At 42.5% G+C, this 17,345-nt stretch carries 27 protein-coding genes and 2 pseudogenes; 27 read left to right on the forward strand and 2 right to left on the reverse strand.

Annotated features, from left to right (window positions below; translation table 11 throughout):
* Positions 1–18: 18 nt before the first annotated feature.
* The 5 genes from MK805_RS13440 (at position 19) to tuf (ending at position 4,775) form a co-directional block, all read left to right on the forward strand.
* On the forward strand, positions 19–270 hold the full coding sequence (locus MK805_RS13440; protein ID WP_240876401.1) for a ribosomal L7Ae/L30e/S12e/Gadd45 family protein: 252 nt from the start codon (positions 19–21) through the stop codon (positions 268–270).
* Between the two features lie 142 nt (positions 271–412).
* Positions 413–829, forward strand: coding sequence for a 30S ribosomal protein S12 (gene rpsL, locus MK805_RS13445; RefSeq protein WP_240876402.1), 417 nt, complete (start codon positions 413–415; stop codon positions 827–829).
* A 44-nt stretch (positions 830–873) separates the two neighbouring features.
* On the forward strand, positions 874–1,344 hold the full coding sequence (gene rpsG, locus MK805_RS13450; protein WP_240876403.1) for a 30S ribosomal protein S7: 471 nt from the start codon (positions 874–876) through the stop codon (positions 1,342–1,344).
* Between the two features lie 66 nt (positions 1,345–1,410).
* Positions 1,411–3,486 (forward strand): elongation factor G, encoded by a 2,076-nt coding sequence (fusA, locus tag MK805_RS13455; RefSeq protein ID WP_240876404.1) that lies wholly within the window; start codon positions 1,411–1,413, stop codon positions 3,484–3,486.
* A 98-nt stretch (positions 3,487–3,584) separates the two neighbouring features.
* Positions 3,585–4,775, forward strand: a complete 1,191-nt coding sequence (gene tuf, locus MK805_RS13460; RefSeq protein ID WP_240876405.1) for an elongation factor Tu — start codon at positions 3,585–3,587, stop codon at positions 4,773–4,775.
* Between the two features lie 195 nt (positions 4,776–4,970).
* On the opposite strand, the gene MK805_RS13465 is transcribed toward tuf, so the two are convergent.
* Positions 4,971–5,204, reverse strand: coding sequence for a hypothetical protein (locus MK805_RS13465; RefSeq protein WP_240876406.1), 234 nt, complete (start codon positions 5,202–5,204; stop codon positions 4,971–4,973).
* Between the two features lie 201 nt (positions 5,205–5,405).
* On the opposite strand from MK805_RS13465, the gene MK805_RS13470 reads away from it, so the two are divergent.
* Together MK805_RS13470 and MK805_RS17875 are read left to right on the forward strand one after the other, a co-directional pair.
* Positions 5,406–6,719: an RNA-binding domain-containing protein gene (locus MK805_RS13470; RefSeq protein WP_240876407.1), complete on the forward strand. Its 1,314-nt coding sequence runs from the start codon at positions 5,406–5,408 to the stop codon at positions 6,717–6,719.
* A complete protein-coding gene (locus MK805_RS17875) occupies positions 6,706–6,840 on the forward strand; it encodes a hypothetical protein (protein ID WP_255724650.1) in 135 nt (44 codons plus the stop codon). The genes MK805_RS13470 and MK805_RS17875 overlap by 14 nt, the downstream gene beginning before the upstream one ends.
* Positions 6,841–7,001: 161 nt before the next feature.
* On the opposite strand, the gene MK805_RS13475 is transcribed toward MK805_RS17875, so the two are convergent.
* The gene (locus MK805_RS13475) at positions 7,002–7,223 is read right to left on the reverse strand and encodes a hypothetical protein (protein WP_240876408.1); all 222 of its coding nucleotides are present in this window, start codon (positions 7,221–7,223) and stop codon (positions 7,002–7,004) included.
* Between the two features lie 196 nt (positions 7,224–7,419).
* Here MK805_RS13475 and MK805_RS13480 point away from each other — a divergent pair, with 196 nt between their 5' ends.
* From MK805_RS13480 to rplF, 20 genes and pseudogenes are all read left to right on the forward strand, one after another.
* A complete protein-coding gene (locus MK805_RS13480; RefSeq protein ID WP_240876409.1) occupies positions 7,420–7,569 on the forward strand; it encodes a hypothetical protein in 150 nt (49 codons plus the stop codon).
* 203 nt (positions 7,570–7,772) lie between these two features.
* Entirely contained in the window at positions 7,773–9,020 is a 1,248-nt protein-coding gene (locus tag MK805_RS13485) for an RNA-guided endonuclease InsQ/TnpB family protein (RefSeq protein ID WP_240876410.1), read from the forward strand.
* 452 nt (positions 9,021–9,472) lie between these two features.
* Complete coding sequence (gene rpsJ, locus MK805_RS13490; RefSeq protein WP_028777698.1) at positions 9,473–9,781, forward strand: 30S ribosomal protein S10; 309 nt, start codon at positions 9,473–9,475, stop codon at positions 9,779–9,781.
* A gap of 34 nt (positions 9,782–9,815) precedes the next feature.
* Positions 9,816–10,445 carry a 50S ribosomal protein L3 gene (gene rplC, locus MK805_RS13495; RefSeq protein WP_255724651.1) on the forward strand — a complete coding sequence of 210 codons (630 nt, stop codon included), beginning with the start codon at positions 9,816–9,818 and terminating at the stop codon, positions 10,443–10,445.
* A gap of 21 nt (positions 10,446–10,466) precedes the next feature.
* A complete protein-coding gene (gene rplD, locus MK805_RS13500; protein ID WP_240876411.1) occupies positions 10,467–11,093 on the forward strand; it encodes a 50S ribosomal protein L4 in 627 nt (208 codons plus the stop codon).
* Positions 11,090–11,377 (forward strand): 50S ribosomal protein L23, encoded by a 288-nt coding sequence (gene rplW / locus MK805_RS13505; RefSeq protein ID WP_240876412.1) that lies wholly within the window; start codon positions 11,090–11,092, stop codon positions 11,375–11,377. The genes rplD and rplW overlap by 4 nt, the downstream gene beginning before the upstream one ends.
* Positions 11,378–11,407: 30 nt before the next feature.
* Positions 11,408–12,259 (forward strand): 50S ribosomal protein L2, encoded by an 852-nt coding sequence (rplB, locus tag MK805_RS13510; RefSeq protein WP_240876413.1) that lies wholly within the window; start codon positions 11,408–11,410, stop codon positions 12,257–12,259.
* A gap of 81 nt (positions 12,260–12,340) precedes the next feature.
* Positions 12,341–12,622, forward strand: a complete 282-nt coding sequence (gene rpsS, locus MK805_RS13515) for a 30S ribosomal protein S19 (RefSeq protein WP_028777703.1) — start codon at positions 12,341–12,343, stop codon at positions 12,620–12,622.
* A 30-nt stretch (positions 12,623–12,652) separates the two neighbouring features.
* Positions 12,653–12,832 (forward strand): annotated as a pseudogene (locus MK805_RS13520) (hypothetical protein); the annotation flags it as partial.
* A gap of 18 nt (positions 12,833–12,850) precedes the next feature.
* Positions 12,851–13,171 (forward strand): annotated as a pseudogene (rplV, locus tag MK805_RS13525) (50S ribosomal protein L22); the annotation flags it as partial.
* 24 nt (positions 13,172–13,195) lie between these two features.
* Positions 13,196–13,858 carry a 30S ribosomal protein S3 gene (rpsC, locus tag MK805_RS13530; protein ID WP_240876414.1) on the forward strand — a complete coding sequence of 221 codons (663 nt, stop codon included), beginning with the start codon at positions 13,196–13,198 and terminating at the stop codon, positions 13,856–13,858.
* A gap of 3 nt (positions 13,859–13,861) precedes the next feature.
* Entirely contained in the window at positions 13,862–14,284 is a 423-nt protein-coding gene (gene rplP, locus MK805_RS13535) for a 50S ribosomal protein L16 (protein WP_240876415.1), read from the forward strand.
* Entirely contained in the window at positions 14,281–14,493 is a 213-nt protein-coding gene (rpmC, locus tag MK805_RS13540; protein ID WP_240876416.1) for a 50S ribosomal protein L29, read from the forward strand. Before rplP ends, rpmC begins: the two co-directional genes overlap by 4 nt.
* Positions 14,490–14,759, forward strand: coding sequence for a 30S ribosomal protein S17 (gene rpsQ / locus MK805_RS13545; protein ID WP_240876417.1), 270 nt, complete (start codon positions 14,490–14,492; stop codon positions 14,757–14,759). Before rpmC ends, rpsQ begins: the two co-directional genes overlap by 4 nt.
* Before the next feature lie 30 nt (positions 14,760–14,789).
* Entirely contained in the window at positions 14,790–15,158 is a 369-nt protein-coding gene (gene rplN, locus MK805_RS13550) for a 50S ribosomal protein L14 (RefSeq protein WP_240876418.1), read from the forward strand.
* A 34-nt stretch (positions 15,159–15,192) separates the two neighbouring features.
* Positions 15,193–15,573 carry a 50S ribosomal protein L24 gene (rplX, locus tag MK805_RS13555; protein WP_338057510.1) on the forward strand — a complete coding sequence of 127 codons (381 nt, stop codon included), beginning with the start codon at positions 15,193–15,195 and terminating at the stop codon, positions 15,571–15,573.
* 23 nt (positions 15,574–15,596) lie between these two features.
* On the forward strand, positions 15,597–16,139 hold the full coding sequence (gene rplE, locus MK805_RS13560) for a 50S ribosomal protein L5 (protein ID WP_255724652.1): 543 nt from the start codon (positions 15,597–15,599) through the stop codon (positions 16,137–16,139).
* Between the two features lie 22 nt (positions 16,140–16,161).
* Positions 16,162–16,347, forward strand: a complete 186-nt coding sequence (locus tag MK805_RS13565) for a type Z 30S ribosomal protein S14 (RefSeq protein WP_028777712.1) — start codon at positions 16,162–16,164, stop codon at positions 16,345–16,347.
* A 24-nt stretch (positions 16,348–16,371) separates the two neighbouring features.
* Positions 16,372–16,770, forward strand: coding sequence for a 30S ribosomal protein S8 (gene rpsH, locus MK805_RS13570; protein ID WP_240876419.1), 399 nt, complete (start codon positions 16,372–16,374; stop codon positions 16,768–16,770).
* A gap of 19 nt (positions 16,771–16,789) precedes the next feature.
* Positions 16,790–17,326, forward strand: coding sequence for a 50S ribosomal protein L6 (rplF, locus tag MK805_RS13575; protein ID WP_240876420.1), 537 nt, complete (start codon positions 16,790–16,792; stop codon positions 17,324–17,326).
* Positions 17,327–17,345 lie beyond the last annotated feature (19 nt).

Consider the following 17,345-nt stretch of genomic DNA (forward strand, 5'->3'; position numbering starts at 1 on the left):
CTTTGGAGGGCTGTATCTATGTCTTATGATAAAGTGAAACAAGCAAAAAGGCTCGTTACTGGTGTTAAACAGACGAGAAAAGCGATTGACCGACAACTGGTATCGTTTGTCGTATTGGCCGAAGATGCAGATTTGATTCTTACTCATCCTATCCAGTCGCTCTGCGAGCAAAAGGAAATAGCTTATACATATGTAGCTTCCATGAGGGAGCTTGGTAAAGCTAGTGGGATTCAAGTAGGTACAGCTGCGGTAGCCATTTTGAAAGACTAGAAGATGACTTTAGAGCTTGTATCGTGTAGATGTCGACTATATGCGATATTTGCTTCTAATGGTTCCTCTATTTTTTTCGCAAATTACGATCCACCTGGATCTGTTGTTTTAAATAATATTTAAATTGAGGGGGTGGAAAGAGATGCCAACAATTAATCAGTTAGTACGCAAAGGACGTAAAAATAAAATCGTGAAGTCCAAATCTCCTGCATTGCAAGTGAGCTTTAACAGTTTCCGCAAGGAGAGCACTCCACAAAGTTCACCTCAAAAACGTGGAGTTTGTACCCGTGTAGGAACGATGACACCTAAAAAACCTAACTCTGCGTTGCGTAAATATGCCCGTGTTCGTTTGAGTAACGGTATTGAGGTAACTGCTTATATTCCTGGAATTGGTCACAACCTACAAGAACACTCTGTGGTACTAGTTCGTGGCGGACGTGTAAAAGACCTACCTGGTGTACGTTATCATATCGTTCGTGGAGCACTCGATACCGCAGGTGTACAAAACCGGGGACAAGGTCGTTCCAAATATGGTACAAAACGTGCAAAGAAAAAATAATGCGCTAAAAATTTAACATCCATAGAGAAAAGGAGGGGAATCCAATGCCACGTAAAGGTCCTGTAGAACGTCGTGATGCATTACCAGATCCAATTTACAACAGCAAACTCGTAACCCGTCTAATCAATCGTCTTATGTACGATGGAGAAAAGGGAAAGGCACAACGTATCCTGTATGATGCGTTTGAGTTGATCAAAGATCGTTCCGGAAATGACCCAATGGAAGTTTTCGAGCAAGCTTTGAAAAACGTAATGCCTGTATTGGAAGTTAAGGCACGTCGTGTTGGTGGTGCTAACTACCAAGTACCAATCGAAGTAAAACCTGAGCGTCGTACAAGCCTCGGACTTCGTTGGTTAGTATCTTATGCTCGTCTTCGCAATGAGAAGAGTATGCAAGAACGTCTTGCTAACGAAATTCTCGATGCTGCTAATAACGGCGGTTCAGCTGTGAAGAAGAAAGAAGACACACACCGGATGGCAGAAGCAAACCGTGCGTTTGCTCACTATCGCTGGTAATTTCCTTTCCAAGCTATGTGCTAGGAAAGATCAACTACTGAGGTTATATGAAGGGAGAAGTTTCTCATGGCACGTGAATTCTCCTTGAAAAATACACGAAATATCGGCATCATGGCTCACATCGATGCGGGTAAAACAACCACTACCGAGCGTGTATTGTTTTATACTGGTCGTGTTCATAAGATTGGTGAGGTGCACGAAGGTGCAGCTACCATGGACTGGATGAAACAAGAACAAGAACGTGGAATCACGATTACTTCCGCTGCGACAACTGCACAGTGGAAAGGACATCGGATTAACATTATTGACACTCCGGGGCACGTTGATTTTACTGTAGAGGTAGAGCGTTCCCTTCGTGTATTAGATGGAGCAGTTGGGGTTTTTGACGCAAAAGGCGGAGTAGAACCTCAATCAGAAACAGTTTGGCGTCAAGCGGACCGCTATAATGTACCGCGTATCGCATATATTAACAAAATGGACATCATTGGTGCAGACTTCCTTGGTTCTGTAGAACAGATGAAGGATCGTCTATCTGCTAATGCTGTACCTATTCAACTACCTATCGGAGCAGAAGATACTTTCCAGGGCATGATCGATTTGATCACAATGAAAGCTATCATCTACACCGATGACCTGGGAACAACTTCTGAAGCAAGAGAAATCCCAGAAGAGTACAGAGAACAAGCAGAAGAGTATCGTACCAACTTGCTCGACGCTGTTGCTGAACTCGATGATGATTTGATGGAAAAATATCTAGAAGGCGAAGAACTAACGGAAGAAGAGATAAATGCTGCTCTTCGTAAGGGTACTTGTGAAGTGAAAATCACTCCAGTACTTTGTGGTTCTTCTTACAAAAACAAAGGGGTACAACCACTTCTTGATGCAGTAGTAGCTTATCTACCATCTCCACTTGATGTTCCAGCGATCCAAGGGGAACTTCCAGATGGTACAGAGGCAGTACGTCACTCTAGTGATGAAGAGCCTTTCTCAGCACTTGCATTCAAAATCATGACAGACCCATTTGTTGGTAAATTGACTTTCTTCCGCGTTTATTCCGGTTCTCTTGATTCTGGTTCTTATGTGCAAAACACAACCAAAGGTAAAAGAGAACGTGTTGGACGTATCTTGCAGATGCACGCAAATTCTCGTGAAGAGATCAGCACCGTATATGCTGGAGATATTGCAGCTGCGGTTGGCCTGAAAGCTACTACTACTGGGGATACCCTGTCTGATGAAAAGAATGAAATCATTCTTGAGTCCATGACATTCCCAGAGCCAGTTATCGAAGTTGCGATTGAACCAAAAACAAAAGCAGACCAAGATAAAATGGGTGTAGCTCTTGCTAAATTGGCTGAAGAAGATCCTACCTTCCGCACACACACAGATGAGGATACAGGTCAGACGATTATCGCTGGTATGGGTGAGCTACACCTAGAGATCATCGTAGACCGTTTGAAAGAAGAGTTCCGAGTAGAAGCGAATGTGGGTGCACCACAAGTAGCATTCAAAGAAACCTTCCGTTCATCTGCTAAAGTCGAAGGTAAATTTGTTCGTCAGTCTGGTGGTAAAGGTCAATATGGTCACGTTTGGATCGAGTATGAGCCACTACCAGAAGGTTCTGGTTTCGAATTCGTGAACAAAATTGTCGGTGGGGTTGTTCCAAAAGAATACATCCCAGCAGTACAAAAAGGTATTGAAGAATCTATGCTCAACGGTGTTCTTGCCGGATACCAATTGGTAGACGTGCGTGCTACACTAGTTGATGGTTCTTACCATGATGTAGACTCATCTGAAATGGCATTTAAGATTGCAGGTTCCATGTCGTTAAAAGCAGCGAAGAGCAAATGTAACCCAGTAATCTTAGAGCCAATCATGAGAGTAGAAGTAACCGTACCTGAAGAGTACATGGGTGATGTGATGGGTGATGCTAGCTCCCGTCGCGGACGTGTAGAAGGTATGGAAGCCCGCGGTGGAGCTCAAGTTGTTCGTGCAATGGTTCCACTTGCAGAAATGTTTGGGTATGCAACTAACCTACGTTCCCGTACTCAAGGTCGCGGAGTATTCTCCATGCAGTTCGACCACTTTGAAGAAGTTCCAAAAAGTGTAGCTGAAGAGATTATCAAAAAAGCTACAACTGTATAAGTTCAAGAGAATCTAGTAGAGCACACTCTTCTAGCTTCCTATAAATCTATGTATCAAAAATAAAAATTACTCTTCTTACTTTGAAGGAGGATTCTAAAATGGCAAAAGCCAAGTTCGAACGTACAAAACCACACGTTAACGTTGGTACAATCGGTCACGTTGACCATGGTAAAACTACTCTTACCGCTGCAATCACAACTGTTCTAGCTCAAAAAGGTGGCGCTACTGCTACTGCTTATGATCAAATTGATAAAGCTCCAGAAGAAAAAGAGCGTGGTATTACCATCTCTACTGCACACGTAGAGTATGAAACAGACAACCGCCACTATGCACACGTTGACTGCCCAGGACACGCTGACTATGTTAAAAACATGATCACTGGTGCTGCGCAAATGGACGGAGCTATCTTGGTAGTATCTGCTGCTGACGGTCCTATGCCTCAAACTCGTGAGCACATCTTGCTATCTCGCCAAGTTGGTGTTTCTCACATCGTTGTTTTCTTGAACAAAGTAGACATGGTTGACGACGAAGAGCTATTGGAATTGGTAGAAATGGAAGTTCGTGAACTTCTTGATGAATACGAATTCCCTGGTGATGATATCCCAGTAATCGCAGGTTCTGCTTTGAAAGCTCTTGAAAACCCAGCTGGTGGAGAATGGGCTGACAAAATTCTTGAATTGATGGCAGCTGTTGATGCTTACGTTCCAGAACCAGTTCGTGACACTGACAAACCTTTCTTGATGCCAGTTGAGGATGTATTCACCATTACTGGTCGTGGTACTGTTGCTACCGGTCGTGTAGAAAGCGGTGCTGTAAAAGTTGGGGAAGAAGTTGAAATCATCGGTATCACCGATACTCGTAAAACTGTTGTAACTGGTGTAGAAATGTTCCGTCGTCTTCTTGACTCCGCTCAAGCTGGTGACAACATCGGAGCTCTACTTCGTGGGGTAGAACGTAAAGATATCCAACGTGGTCAAGTTCTTGCTAAACCAGGTAGTGTGAAACCTCACACCAAATTTAAAGCTCAAGTTTATGTTCTTTCCAAAGAAGAAGGTGGACGTCATACTCCTTTCTTCTCTAGCTACCGTCCTCAGTTCTACTTCCGTACAACGGACGTAACTGGTGTTATCCAACTTCCAGAAGGTACCGAAATGTGTATGCCTGGAGATAACGTAGAGATGGAAGTGGAATTGATCGCTCCTATCGCTATCGAAGACGGAACTCGTTTCACCATCCGTGAAGGTGGACGTACCGTTGGTGCTGGTGCAGTTACTGTAATTAGCGAGTAGTATATAATATAAAAAAGCTGTTCTCCTATCAGGGTGGGAGAACAGCTTTTTTTATAGAAATATCCGAGATTCAATATATGTAAGGTTAAATGTATGAAAGCAAGTCCCTGCTAGTTAGCTTGGATTTTGTTTTTTTTAAAGGTAGGGCGGGTGTTAGGTCGGTGCTTGACCGTCCTACACCCGTGCCTTGGCTGATCAGTGGGAAATGACCATTTGCTTCTTAAGCTTTGTCAGTGACCTCTGTGTGGAGTCGAAGATGTCCTTGTACTTCGGCCGACAGGTTCGCCAGTTCTGGATGCTGTCGAGGGCTCCGAGATGCGTCAGGCCACCCTTGGAGTACTCGACAAGGAGCTGAGTTGCTTTATCCTTGGAGATCTCACCAGTCTTGCTTAGCTGTCCGAGCCGCTCGATTTCATCGATCAGTGCCATTTCGCTACCTCTTCTGTCAAGGGCAATATATTTAACTAAAATATTATTATTATTATTTGCTGTCAAATCTCGATTTTCGCTGGTCAGATGGACACAAAATTAGAGGGTTGAATTATCTATATTTTATTTACATATACTGCACAAAATGATTAGATTGTATTAGATTAGTATTAGATTAGTAGTAGAATAGAGGTGATGGTTTTGCATCTGACTGAGGATTTTTTTGTAGAGTTAAAACAACAGTATTCCGATGAGATCAAAAAAAGCGTCATAGCTTTTGCGAATACGAAAGGTGGCACCATTTATATTGGCATCAGTGATAGCGGGAATATTATTGGTGTAGAAAATATAGATGAAACGATTTTGAAGGTCTCCAATACGATTAGGGATGCCATCAAGCCAGATATTACACTTTTTGTGGACTATCTGATTGAACAAATCGAGGGAAAAGATATTGTCAAAGTGGTAGTACAAAAAGGAACAGCAAGCCCGTATTATCTTTCTGGAAAGGGAATTCGCCCAGAGGGGGTCTTTGTTCGGCAAGGAGCTGCCTCTGTTCCCGCATCGGAAACAGCTATTTTAAAAATGATCAAAGATACGGATGGGGAAAAGTATGAAAATCTTCGTTCCATCAATCAAGATCTGACTTTTGAAGTAGCAGAAAAAAGCTTTGCGGAAAGAGGGGTTTCCTTTGGTGCCAGTCAAAAGAAAACATTAAAGCTGATGAACGAAGATGGTATCTATACTAATTTAGGATTATTGCTGTCTGACCAGTGTATTCATACCGTGAAACTAGCTGTTTTTGAAGGAGCTACAAAAGCTATTTTCAAAGATCGCTGTGAGTTTTCCGGATCACTTTTGAAACAATTAAATGAGACGTATGCGTTTATTGACCGTTATAACCGCACTCGAGCGGAATTTGAGGGGCTGTATCGGATTGACCGGAGGGATTATCCGATCGATGCTTTGCGTGAGGCGCTGTTGAACTCGCTTGTACATCGTGACTATTCCTTTAGCAGTAGCACGCTGATCAGCATTTTTGACGATCGAATTGAGTTTGTTTCCATCGGTGGTCTGGTGAAAGGTATTTCCTTTGACGACATTATGTTAGGTGTTTCCATTACGCGAAATGAGGGACTGGCAGACGTATTTTATCGGTTGAAATTAATTGAAGCCTATGGCACGGGTATGCCGAAAATTATGGATAGTTTCAAAAGCTATGGGATAGAGCCTCGGGTTGAGGTGACAGATCATGCGTTCAAAATCACATTACCTAATGTGAATCAGAAGATCGCTCAGGAAAATAAGCACCATCACTTGTCAAGACATGAGCAGATTGTGTTGAAGTTATTGCAAGAAAAGGAGTCTATCGTTCGGAAAGATGTGGAAAAAGTTCTCTCCCTATCACAGGCGATGGCGGTGAAAATTTTAAAAGGGCTTGTGGAGAAAGGTGCTATTCGTTCGATTGGTAAAGGGAGGAATACAACATATATTGCTGTTGATGGAAGATCTTGAAGCGAGGTTAATGAAAGAATTATCTCGTAAATTGGTAGCTGTAAGTGACATGGTGTCTTCTGCATTTGGTGCCCTTAATGTTAAGATTCATGGGGACGAGTCTCGATTATGTCCTAGGTAAGTTTGACCCCGTATAAAAATGGAACGGACAACTCTGAATGTAGGATAAAGACCCCAGAGTTCAGATCTGTTTCCACTCTTTTTCATGTGGTGATTTTCCTATGCTAGAAAAAGAGGCATGATGATGTGATTAATCAATGCCCCATTATCCCTATTATATTTTTAGTCGTTGATAACCTGTACCAAAACAGGTTCCTCATCAGTTGGATATAATTTAAAATCTGATTTCACACAGTGTACATAGAGGCGTCCCGATGTAGCTTTATAGACGTTCTCCACTTGTTCTTCGAAAACACCACCATTGTCGAGAATAACATATAAGGCATTTGTGTCTTGGTCTTTATACGTAACCACACATTCATTTAGTCTCTTTTCGGCTGGCATAGGTGCTCCTTTATGATACTTTATTTTGCTAAAGTTAGAATATACTTTTCAAGCAAATTCGTCAAATAAGTCAGATAATGCCATAGTGGATGTAGAATCAGAAATTACTAGGGATTTGGAGTTCTATGGAAATAATACCTGCAGAAGGTATTTAGAAAATAAAAAATGCTACCTATGCATTTTTGTTAAGAAGTTGTTGTCAAACCAGCAAAATCGGTTTGCCCGGATTTATGGGTGTTTGGCAGAAGAACTAGTAATGGAGAGGCATAATGAATATCTAGATTGTGCATCAGAAATCATTCTATCAGGGTTAGAGAAAACAGAGAAAGTCGCAGCAGTTTTTTAATGTTGAGGAAGGTAAACTAAGCTATTCGGTAAGAACTAGAACAATGATATGTAAATCACTGTTCTTATTTATTTTTGTGGCGAGAACACCCGTGAATTCATTCGTGGGATGAATCGTTACGGTTTTTGGTTTTCTTTTTTGACAAAGCCATCCATATTTTGTATATTGGGATTCATCCTTACTAGAAAAGAGGTGAGAAATTCATGTATTTCACTGTAAAACAACAACTCAAACATCTTTCGAAAGAAGAATATCTGATTTTAAAAGACTTGTGTCATACTGCCAAAAATTTGTACAACCAAGGCTTATACCAAGTTCGCCAGCATTACTTTCAGGAAAAGAAATATCTGAATTACCAGGAAAATAATCAGCTTTTGAAAGGAAGCGAACATTACAAGCGGTTGAATAGCAACATGGCACAACAAATTTTAAAAGAAGTCGATGGGGTATGGAAGTCTTTTTTTGCGCTGATCCGACAAGCCAAGCAAGGAAAATACGACTTTCGAGCCATTCAGATGCCTCGATACCTACCGAAAGATGGATGTTATCCGTTAATAGTCGGCTTCATTCGTTTAAATGGAAATCTGTTTGTGTTGCCCTATTCTCGTTCTTATCAGAAGGAACATCCCCCACTGATGGTTCGCATTCCTCCCTTGTTGGCGGACAAGAAAATCAAAGAGATTCGTATTCTTCCCAAATATCGAGCAAGGTTCTTTGAAGTGCATTACACGTATGAAGAGCAGGCAGTTCAAAGGGATACCGATAAAAACCATGTACTTGCAATCGATTTGGGAATTAGCAATCTCGCGGCTTGTGTCACCTCCAAAGGGAAAAGTTTTCTGATCGATGGAAAAAGACTAAAATCAATCAACCAATGGTATAACAAACGCAATGCCCATTTGCAGCGAATCAAAGATAAACAAAAGCAGAAAGGGTATACGCATCAACAAGTTGCTTTGGTGGCAAAACGAAATCGTTTGGTGAACGATTACCTGAACAAGACCTGTCGTAAGATAATCCATTATTGTTTGAAATATCGCATTGGGACACTGGTTATCGGATATAACGAAAATCTGCAAAAAGGAAGTAATCTAGGCAAACGCAACAACCAAAATTTCGTGAATATCCCCATTGGGATGATCAAAGAGAAGTTGGAATATAGGTGTGAGCGATATGGGATGACGTTGGTGCAACAAGAAGAAAGCTACACATCCAAAGCGAGTTTTTGGGATCAAGATGAACTGCCCACCTATGATCCATCCAACTCGAAAACGTATACCTTTAGAGGTGCACGGGTGAAACGTGGCTTATATCGTACGTCTTCGGGAATGTTGATGAACGCAGATATCCATGGCGCATTAAACATCTTGCGAAAAAGTAACGTTGTAGCCCTTACGGGCTTATACACTAGAGGCGAAGTGGACACGCCTGTACGAATAAGGATAGCCTAGCTATCAACCTTCGTAGACGAAGCTTACGACTTTAGTCGTGAGAGGTTCACTTGTATACAATGCATGTAGCTGTTTATGACAAGCATGGCAAAGGTTGATTGTCGATAGAAAGGTAGTACCTCTCTTTTTTTTTGAGGTGAGATGATGCACGGTTGTGGAAATGGTATTTCATCCGCATATTTACATCTATTCAAATCCATTACCATACTCCTTAAAACTACACTTTGGAATGGAACAAGGTAAGATGGTTTCTTCTAGCAGATTTTATCCAATAGTAGGAAACCTATTTTTTTTCTTGCATCCCAATTGCTTTTTCTATATAATAGCGGGTGTTGTACTGTGAACAGCGATGATGCGGAAGGTTGCCGACACACCCGGCCCCTTTGCCATGGTCGGGCGGAAAATTTTCGCGGAGAAGTTCATTTATCAAAATGAGCGAAGGAGGGTTAAAGATGGCAAAACAAAAGATTCGCATTCGGTTGAAGGCGTATGACCACCGTGTTTTGGATCAATCGGCAGTGAAGATTGTCGACACTGCAAAACGTACGGGAGCAAGTGTATCAGGTCCGATTCCACTACCTACGGAAAAAGCAGTTTATACCATTTTACGGGCGGTTCATAAATATAAAGATTCACGCGAACAGTTTGAAATGCGTACGCATAAGCGTTTGATTGATATTGTGAATCCTACTCAACAAACAGTTGATGCGCTAATGAGACTCGACCTGCCATCCGGCGTCGACATTGAAATCAAACTATAATTCATCCATTTCAAAATGGCAGGAGGTGTAACAATTGAAAGGAATTCTAGGAAAAAAGATTGGGATGACCCAATTGTTTCGTGAAGATGGAACAGCAGTAACAGTAACAGTTGTTGAAGCTGGACCATGTGTTGTTCTTCAAAAGAAAGATGAAACAACCGACGGATACGAAGCGATCCAACTAGGGTTTAAAGAGAAAAAGGAACACCGTTCCAACAAGCCTGAACTTGGACATGCAAAGAAAGCAAATGCGAAAGCACAGAGCTTTATCAAAGAAATCCGTGGAATGAACCCAGAAGAATACGATCTAGGTAGTGTGGTCAAAGCGGATCTCTTTGCTGAAGGAGAACTTGTTGATGTGACAGGTACTTCCAAAGGTAAAGGTTTTGCAGGGGCGATCAAGCGTCACAACCAAAGCCGCGGACCTATGAGTCACGGTTCTCACTATCACCGTGGACCCGGTTCTTTAGGTGCTATTGCTCCGAACCGTGTTTTCAAAGGACAAACCTTGCCAGGTCGTATGGGGTCAGAGCGTATTACAACGCAAAACCTACAAGTGGTTCGTGTGGATTCTGAAAAGAATTTACTTCTTATTAAAGGAAACGTACCTGGACCTCGGAACAGTTATTTAGTAATTCGTTCTGCAGCAAAAGGCGTTAAATAACATCAGAAAGGAGGATCAATCATGCCAAAAGTAACAGTTGTTGATGTAACGGGTTCTGAGGTCGGCGAATTAGAATTGGCTGACGCAGTATTTGGGATTACACCAAACAAAGCTGTACTTCATGATGCAGTAGTGATGCAGCAAGCATCCTTGCGCAGTGGAACTCACGATGTAAAGAATCGTTCCGAAGTTCGCGGCGGTGGTAAAAAGCCATGGAAGCAAAAAGGAACAGGACGTGCTCGTGCAGGTAGCTCACGTTCCCCTATTTGGGTCGGTGGTGGTACTGTTTTCGGTCCTACACCTCGTAGCTATGCTTACAAGCTTCCTAAAAAAGTTCGTCGTCTTGCGATCAAATCTGCTCTATCCAGCAAAGTAGAAGATCAAGACGTAGTTGTTTTGGATGCATTAAAGCTATCTGCTCCAAAAACAAAAGAAATGGTTCAAGTTTTGAAAAACTTGGGTGCTGAAAAGAAAGCATTGGTTGTAACCAATAATTTGGAAGACAGTGCAGTTCGTGCTGTTCGCAATATCCCAGGTGTGAAATTGATTGCTGCTGAAGGAGTAAATGTACTTGACGTGTTAGCGCATGACAAGTTGATCATTACTACTGACGCAGTAAGTCGTGTAGAGGAGGTGTTTGGCCAGTGAAGGACCCACGTGACATAATCCGTCGCCCCATCGTAACAGAAGCATCGACTGCAATGATGGAAGAAGGAAAGTATGTATTTGAAGTTGACATTCGTGCGAATAAATTTCAAATCCGTCAAGCTCTAGAAGCGATTTTTGATGTGAAAGTGGACCGTGTAAACACAATGCGCGTACCAGGTAAAACAAAGCGCTATGGTCGTTACTCCGGTCGGACACCAGAATGGAAAAAAGCAATTGTAAAACTTGCTGAAGGCAGCAAGCAAATTGAAATCTTTGAGAGCTAAAAATCCAAAGAGCAAAGGAGGGAAATAGCAATGGGTATTAAAAAGTATAAACCAACTACACCTTCACGTCGTCATATGACTGGTTCTACCTTTGAAGAGATTACCACTTCTACACCAGAAAAATCTCTTACTACTTCTTTAGTGAGAAAAGCTGGTCGTAACAACCAAGGTCGTCTAACAATGCGTCACCAAGGTGGCGGACATAAACGTAAATACCGCATCATTGACTTCAAACGTAACAAAGATGGTATCCCAGGCAAAGTAGCTACGATCGAGTATGATCCAAACCGCTCTGCTAATATTGCACTCATTCATTATGCTGATGGTGAAAAACGCTATGTATTAGCGCCTAAAGGTTTAAAAGTTGGTATGGAAATTATGTCTGGACCTGAATCCGATATCAAAGTGGGTAATGCATTGCCGCTTCGCAATATCCCAGTTGGTACAGAGATTCACAACATCGAGTTGAAACCAGGTCGTGGCGGACAGTTGGTACGTGCTGCTGGTACTTCCGCTCAATTGTTGGGTAAAGGTGCGCACAAAGGCGAAGAAGGAAAATATGTTATCATTCGTTTGGCTTCTGGTGAAACACGTATGATCCTTGCAGACTGCCGTGCTACCATCGGTCAAGTTGGTAACCTCGATCATGAATTGATCACAGTAGGTAAAGCAGGACGTAGCCGTTGGAAAGGTATTCGTCCAACTGTACGTGGTTCTGTTATGAACCCTAATGACCACCCACACGGTGGTGGGGAAGGTCGTGCTCCTATCGGACGTAAGTCACCTGTGACTCCTTGGGGTAAACCAACTCTTGGCTACAAAACTCGTAAGAAAAACAAGGCTTCGGACAAATTTATCGTTCGTCGTCGTAAGAAAAAATAATAACCTCTTCCTATCCCGCGGAAGGGATCTTTCGTGGGAGCGATATGTTGGATGATTATGGTATGAGAGGAGGCGTATCGCATGGGTCGTAGCCTGAAAAAAGGGCCTTTTGCAGATGCTCATCTACTGAAAAAAGTAGAGGTTTTGAACGAGAAAAATGAAAAGAAGATCGTGAAAACATGGTCTCGTCGCTCTACCATCTTCCCTGATTTTGTCGGTCACACATTTGCTGTTCATGATGGACGCAAACATGTGCCTGTATATGTAAGCGAAGATATGGTTGGTCACAAACTCGGCGAATTTGTTCCTACCCGCACGTACAAGGGACACGCTGGGGACGATAAAAAAACTCGCAAGCGCTAATTATTCTTATGTAAAGAAAGGAGGGTAAACATGAACGTCGTACGCCAACGCAAGATTAAAAAGCTGATTAAAGAACATGACATCGCAAGCGTTGCTGAGTTGACTGAGCGTCTTCAAGATGCAGGTATCAAGGCAACTGAAGAAGCAGTAGCGAAAGATGTTGCAGAACTGGGTCTAATCATCGCTTCTACCAAAGGTGGTACAACGAAATTCGTTTTCCCGCCATTTGCAGTTGCTAAGAACATAAGAATCGCTCCTCGTAAAGTTCGTCTGGTTATCGATTTGATTCGTGGTAAATCGATTGATGAAGCAGCAGCGATTCTAAAATTCACACCTCGTGCTGCATCTCCAGTTATCGAGAAGGTACTGAGTTCTGCTGTAGCAAATGCTGAGCATAACTTTAACCTAAATCAAGGTAACTTAGTTGTAAAAGAAGCTTATGTGGATGAAGGACCGACATTGAAACGATTCATTCCACGTGCACAAGGACGCGCAAGCCGCATCAACAAACGTACTAGCCACATCACAGTGGTTGTATCCGAAAAATAATTTTTCAATAAGGAGGGAAGAACTTTGGGTCAAAAAGTTAGCCCAGTGGGACTGAGAGTCGGGATTATTCGTGATTGGGAATCCAAATGGTACGGTGGCAAAGATTACGCTACACTACTTCATGAAGATATCCGTGTTCGCGATCACATCAAAAAACAATTGAAAGATTCCTCAGTTTCTAAAGTAGAGATCGAACGTGCAGCCAACCGCCTAAACGTATCCATCTATACAGCGAAACCTGGTATGGTTATTGGGAAAGGCGGTACAGAAGTAGAAAAACTTCGTAACCAACTTACCAAAATGACTGGTAAAAAAGTTCACATCAATATCAATGAAATCAAAAACCCTGAGTTGGATGCTTATCTTGTAGCTGAAAACATTGCAAGTCAGCTAGAGCGCCGTGTTTCTTTCCGTCGCGCTATGAAACAAGCAATCGGACGTACCCTTCGTTCCGGTGCAAAAGGGGTTCGTACACTAGTAAGTGGTCGTCTTGGTGGTGCTGATATCGCTCGTAGTGAGGGATATAGCGAAGGTACGGTTCCACTTCATACTTTACGTGCTGATATCGATTATGGTTTTGCAGAAGCACATACCACTTATGGTCGTATCGGAGTAAAAGTATGGATTTACCGTGGTGAAGTACTGCCTACCAAAGGGAAAAAAGGAGCAGTCGAAGGAGGCGAGTAACGCATGCTAATGCCAAAAAAGGTCAAGTTTCGTCGTCCTCACCGTGGTAAAATGCGTGGGAAGGCGAAAGGCGGAACAGAAGTTGCTTTTGGTGAATACGGCCTGAAAGCATTGGAACCATCTTGGATTACCAACCGTCAAATTGAAGCAGCGCGTATTGCGATGACTCGTTATATCAAACGTGGTGGGAAAGTATGGATTAAGATTTTCCCAGATAAGCCAATTACTCAAAAACCTCTTGAGGTTCGTATGGGTAGCGGTAAAGGTTCCCCTGAAAAATGGGTAGCTGTTGTAAAACCTGGTAAAATCATGTTTGAATTGGCGGGAGTACCAGAGGAAGTTGCACGTGAAGCAATGCGTCTAGCAGCTCACAAACTTCCAATCAAAACAAAATTTGTAAAACGTGAAGCAGGTGGTAACGAATGAAAGCAGCAGAGCTAATCGAGTTGACCACCACTGAGATCGAACAAAAACTGACGCAGTACAAAGAAGAATTGTTTAACCTACGTTTTCAATCTGCAACAGGGCAATTGGAAAACCCAAACCGCTTGGGTCAAGTACGCAAAGACATTGCCCGTTGTAAAACGGTCCTTCGCCAGCGTGAACTGGATAGCGAAAGGAGGAATCAGGGTTGAGCGAACAACGTACAACACGTCGGAAAGTACGTGTCGGTAAAGTGGTCAGCGACAAAATGGATAAAACAGTTGTAGTTGCAGTTGAAACCTACAAAAAGGATCGTCTGTACGGCAAACGCGTAAAACATACCAAAAAGTTTAAAGCCCATGATGAGAACAACCAAGCCAAAACAGGTGACATCGTAAGAATCATGGAGACTCGCCCATTATCGAAAGATAAAAATTGGCGTCTCGTAGAGATTGTAGAAGAGGCTGTCATCATCTAAGGAGTTCTCTTAAGGAAGGAGGAAAGACCGATGATTCAACAACAGACACGTCTTCGAGTTGCAGATAACTCCGGTGCAAAGGAAATCATGTGTATCCGTGTGTTAGGCGGATCGAAGAAGTCTACTGCTGGTATCGGTGATATCATCGTTGCTTCGGTGAAACAAGCTACACCCGGAGGCGTTGTTAAGAAAGGCGATGTAGTGAAGTGCGTAGTAGTGCGTACTGTTCGTCCAAACCGTCGTCCTGATGGCTCCTATATTCGTTTCGATGAAAATGCAGCAGTCGTGATTAAGGATGACAAAAGCCCACGTGGTACCCGTATCTTTGGACCAGTTGCCCGTGAGTTACGTGATCGCGACTTTATGAAGATTATCTCCTTAGCACCAGAAGTGCTTTAAGGACAGATCGTGAGAGATAAGGAGGTGCGCGTAAGTGAAAAGCGAAAAACGCCCCAATAAACTTCACATCAAAACTGGTGATACGGTTATCGTGATGCGTGGGAAAGAAGCTCCATACTTCCAAGATGGCAAAAAGGTGTACACGAAAGGTCGTGTCATCAAAATGCTTCCTAAAGAAGGTAGAGCACTTGTTGAGGGAGTCAACATGGTGAAGAAACACTCCCGTCCAACACAAGCAAATCCTCAAGGTGGAATTATCGAGAAAGAAGCACCAATCGATGTATCCAACTTGATGATCGAAGACCCAAAAACAAAACAACCAACCCGTATTGGCTATAAGTTTATCGAAGGTAAAAACGGTGAACAGAAAAAAGTACGGTTTGCGAAAAAGTCAGGCGAAATCCTGGATAAATAGTATGAGGAAGGGAGGTACATTCCTTGACTGCTCGGTTAAAAGAACAATATACAAATGAAATTATTCCATCTTTGATGAATAAGTTTGAGTACAAGTCTGTTATGCAAGTTCCAAAAGTGGAGAAGATCGTTTTGAACATGGGTGTTGGTGAAGCTGTTCAAAACTCCAAAGTGTTGGACAACGCAGTAGAAGATATGACAGCTATCGCTGGTCAAAAACCAGTGATTACTCGAGCAAAAAAATCAATCGCAGGTTTTAAACTTCGTGAAGGCATGCCAATCGGAGTAAAAGTTACCCTACGTGGTAAGCGTATGTATGATTTCTTAGACAAATTGATCAACATCTCGCTGCCTCGTGTCCGCGACTTCCGTGGTATTTCCCCTAAATCTTTTGATGGACGTGGAAACTATACTCTAGGGGTTAAAGAACAATTAATTTTCCCAGAAATCTCGTACGATAAGGTAGATAAAGTGCGCGGTATGGATGTAGTTATCGTAACTACTGCTAACACCGATGAAGAAGCATTTACACTACTTTCTGAAATGGGAATGCCATTTCGTAAATAAATGAGGCAAAGGAGGGAATCCGTTGGCCAGAAAATCGATGATCGTCAAATCACAGCGTAAACCGAAGTTTGAGGTACAAGGGTACACTCGTTGTGAACGTTGTGGACGTCCTCACTCTGTATTACGCAAATTTCGACTATGTCGTATCTGTTTCCGTGAATTGGCCTACAAAGGGCAGATTCCCGGCGTAAAAAAAGCAAGCTGGTAATGCTTCTGAAAGGAGGGCTCACACATGGTGATGACAGATCCCATTGCGGATATGCTGACTAGAATTCGTAACGCAAACATGGTTCGCCATGAAAGTGTTGAACTACCTGCTTCTCGTGTGAAACGTGAGATTGCAGAAATTCTAAAACAAGAAGGATTTATTCGCGATGCTGAATACATTGAGGATAGTAAACAAGGAATCCTTCGTATCTTCTTAAAGTACGGTACAAACAACGAAAAAGTAATCACTGGTCTAAAAAGAATCAGTAAACCTGGACTTCGTGTATATGCCAAATCTAATGAAGTACCTCGTGTGCTGCGTGGACTTGGAATCGCGATTCTATCTACCAATAAAGGAATCATAACCGACAAAGTAGCACGTCAACAACGCGTTGGTGGAGAAGTGCTAGCATACATCTGGTAATGATGGAGGTGAACCAAACATGTCTCGTATCGGGAAGAAACCTATTACCGTACCTGCTGGTGTAGAAGTAAACCTAGAAGGCAATCAGTTGACGGTAAAAGGCCCCAAAGGTACATTGGTCCGCAATTTGCACGCTGATATGAAGATCAATATCTCAGATAACGAGTTATTGATTGAGCGTCCTAGCGACAATCGTACACATCGGGCACTGCACGGAACAACTCGTAGTATCATCTCCAACATGGTGGAAGGTGTATCTACTGGTTTTGCGAAAACACTTGAACTAGTCGGTGTAGGTTACCGTGCATCCAAAAAAGGATCAAATATAGTATTAAACGTTGGATATTCTCATCCAGTTGAGATTACTCCAATTGAAGGTATCGAACTAGATGTTCCTACCCAAACACAAGTTGTTGTCAAAGGTATTGACAAAGAAAAAGTCGGTGCTATGGCAGCTAATATTCGTTCCGTTCGTGAACCAGAGCCTTACAAAGGCAAAGGGATTAAATATAGTACAGAACGAATTCGTCGTAAAGAAGGTAAAACTGGTAAGTAGAATTTTTAAATCAGAAGGG

Origin of the sequence: Shimazuella soli (assembly GCF_022511585.1) — a bacterium.
Taxonomy (GTDB): Bacteria; Bacillota; Bacilli; order Thermoactinomycetales; family Thermoactinomycetaceae; genus Shimazuella; species Shimazuella soli.

Coding starts and splice junctions, on each gene's coding strand:
- rplN (WP_240876418.1), top strand. CDS start 14,790: ATGATTCAACAACAGACACGTCTTCGAGTTGCAGATAACTCCGGTGCA.
- rpsS (WP_028777703.1), top strand. CDS start 12,341: ATGGGTCGTAGCCTGAAAAAAGGGCCTTTTGCAGATGCTCATCTACTG.
- MK805_RS13440 (WP_240876401.1), top strand. CDS start 19: ATGTCTTATGATAAAGTGAAACAAGCAAAAAGGCTCGTTACTGGTGTT.
- rplF (WP_240876420.1), top strand. CDS start 16,790: ATGTCTCGTATCGGGAAGAAACCTATTACCGTACCTGCTGGTGTAGAA.
- MK805_RS13485 (WP_240876410.1), top strand. CDS start 7,773: ATGTATTTCACTGTAAAACAACAACTCAAACATCTTTCGAAAGAAGAA.
- rpsJ (WP_028777698.1), top strand. CDS start 9,473: ATGGCAAAACAAAAGATTCGCATTCGGTTGAAGGCGTATGACCACCGT.
- rplD (WP_240876411.1), top strand. CDS start 10,467: ATGCCAAAAGTAACAGTTGTTGATGTAACGGGTTCTGAGGTCGGCGAA.
- MK805_RS13475 (WP_240876408.1), bottom strand. CDS start 7,223: ATGCCAGCCGAAAAGAGACTAAATGAATGTGTGGTTACGTATAAAGAC.
- rplB (WP_240876413.1), top strand. CDS start 11,408: ATGGGTATTAAAAAGTATAAACCAACTACACCTTCACGTCGTCATATG.
- rplP (WP_240876415.1), top strand. CDS start 13,862: ATGCTAATGCCAAAAAAGGTCAAGTTTCGTCGTCCTCACCGTGGTAAA.
- rpmC (WP_240876416.1), top strand. CDS start 14,281: ATGAAAGCAGCAGAGCTAATCGAGTTGACCACCACTGAGATCGAACAA.
- tuf (WP_240876405.1), top strand. CDS start 3,585: ATGGCAAAAGCCAAGTTCGAACGTACAAAACCACACGTTAACGTTGGT.
- rpsH (WP_240876419.1), top strand. CDS start 16,372: ATGGTGATGACAGATCCCATTGCGGATATGCTGACTAGAATTCGTAAC.
- MK805_RS13465 (WP_240876406.1), bottom strand. CDS start 5,204: ATGGCACTGATCGATGAAATCGAGCGGCTCGGACAGCTAAGCAAGACT.
- rpsL (WP_240876402.1), top strand. CDS start 413: ATGCCAACAATTAATCAGTTAGTACGCAAAGGACGTAAAAATAAAATC.
- MK805_RS17875 (WP_255724650.1), top strand. CDS start 6,706: ATGGAAGATCTTGAAGCGAGGTTAATGAAAGAATTATCTCGTAAATTG.
- fusA (WP_240876404.1), top strand. CDS start 1,411: ATGGCACGTGAATTCTCCTTGAAAAATACACGAAATATCGGCATCATG.
- rpsG (WP_240876403.1), top strand. CDS start 874: ATGCCACGTAAAGGTCCTGTAGAACGTCGTGATGCATTACCAGATCCA.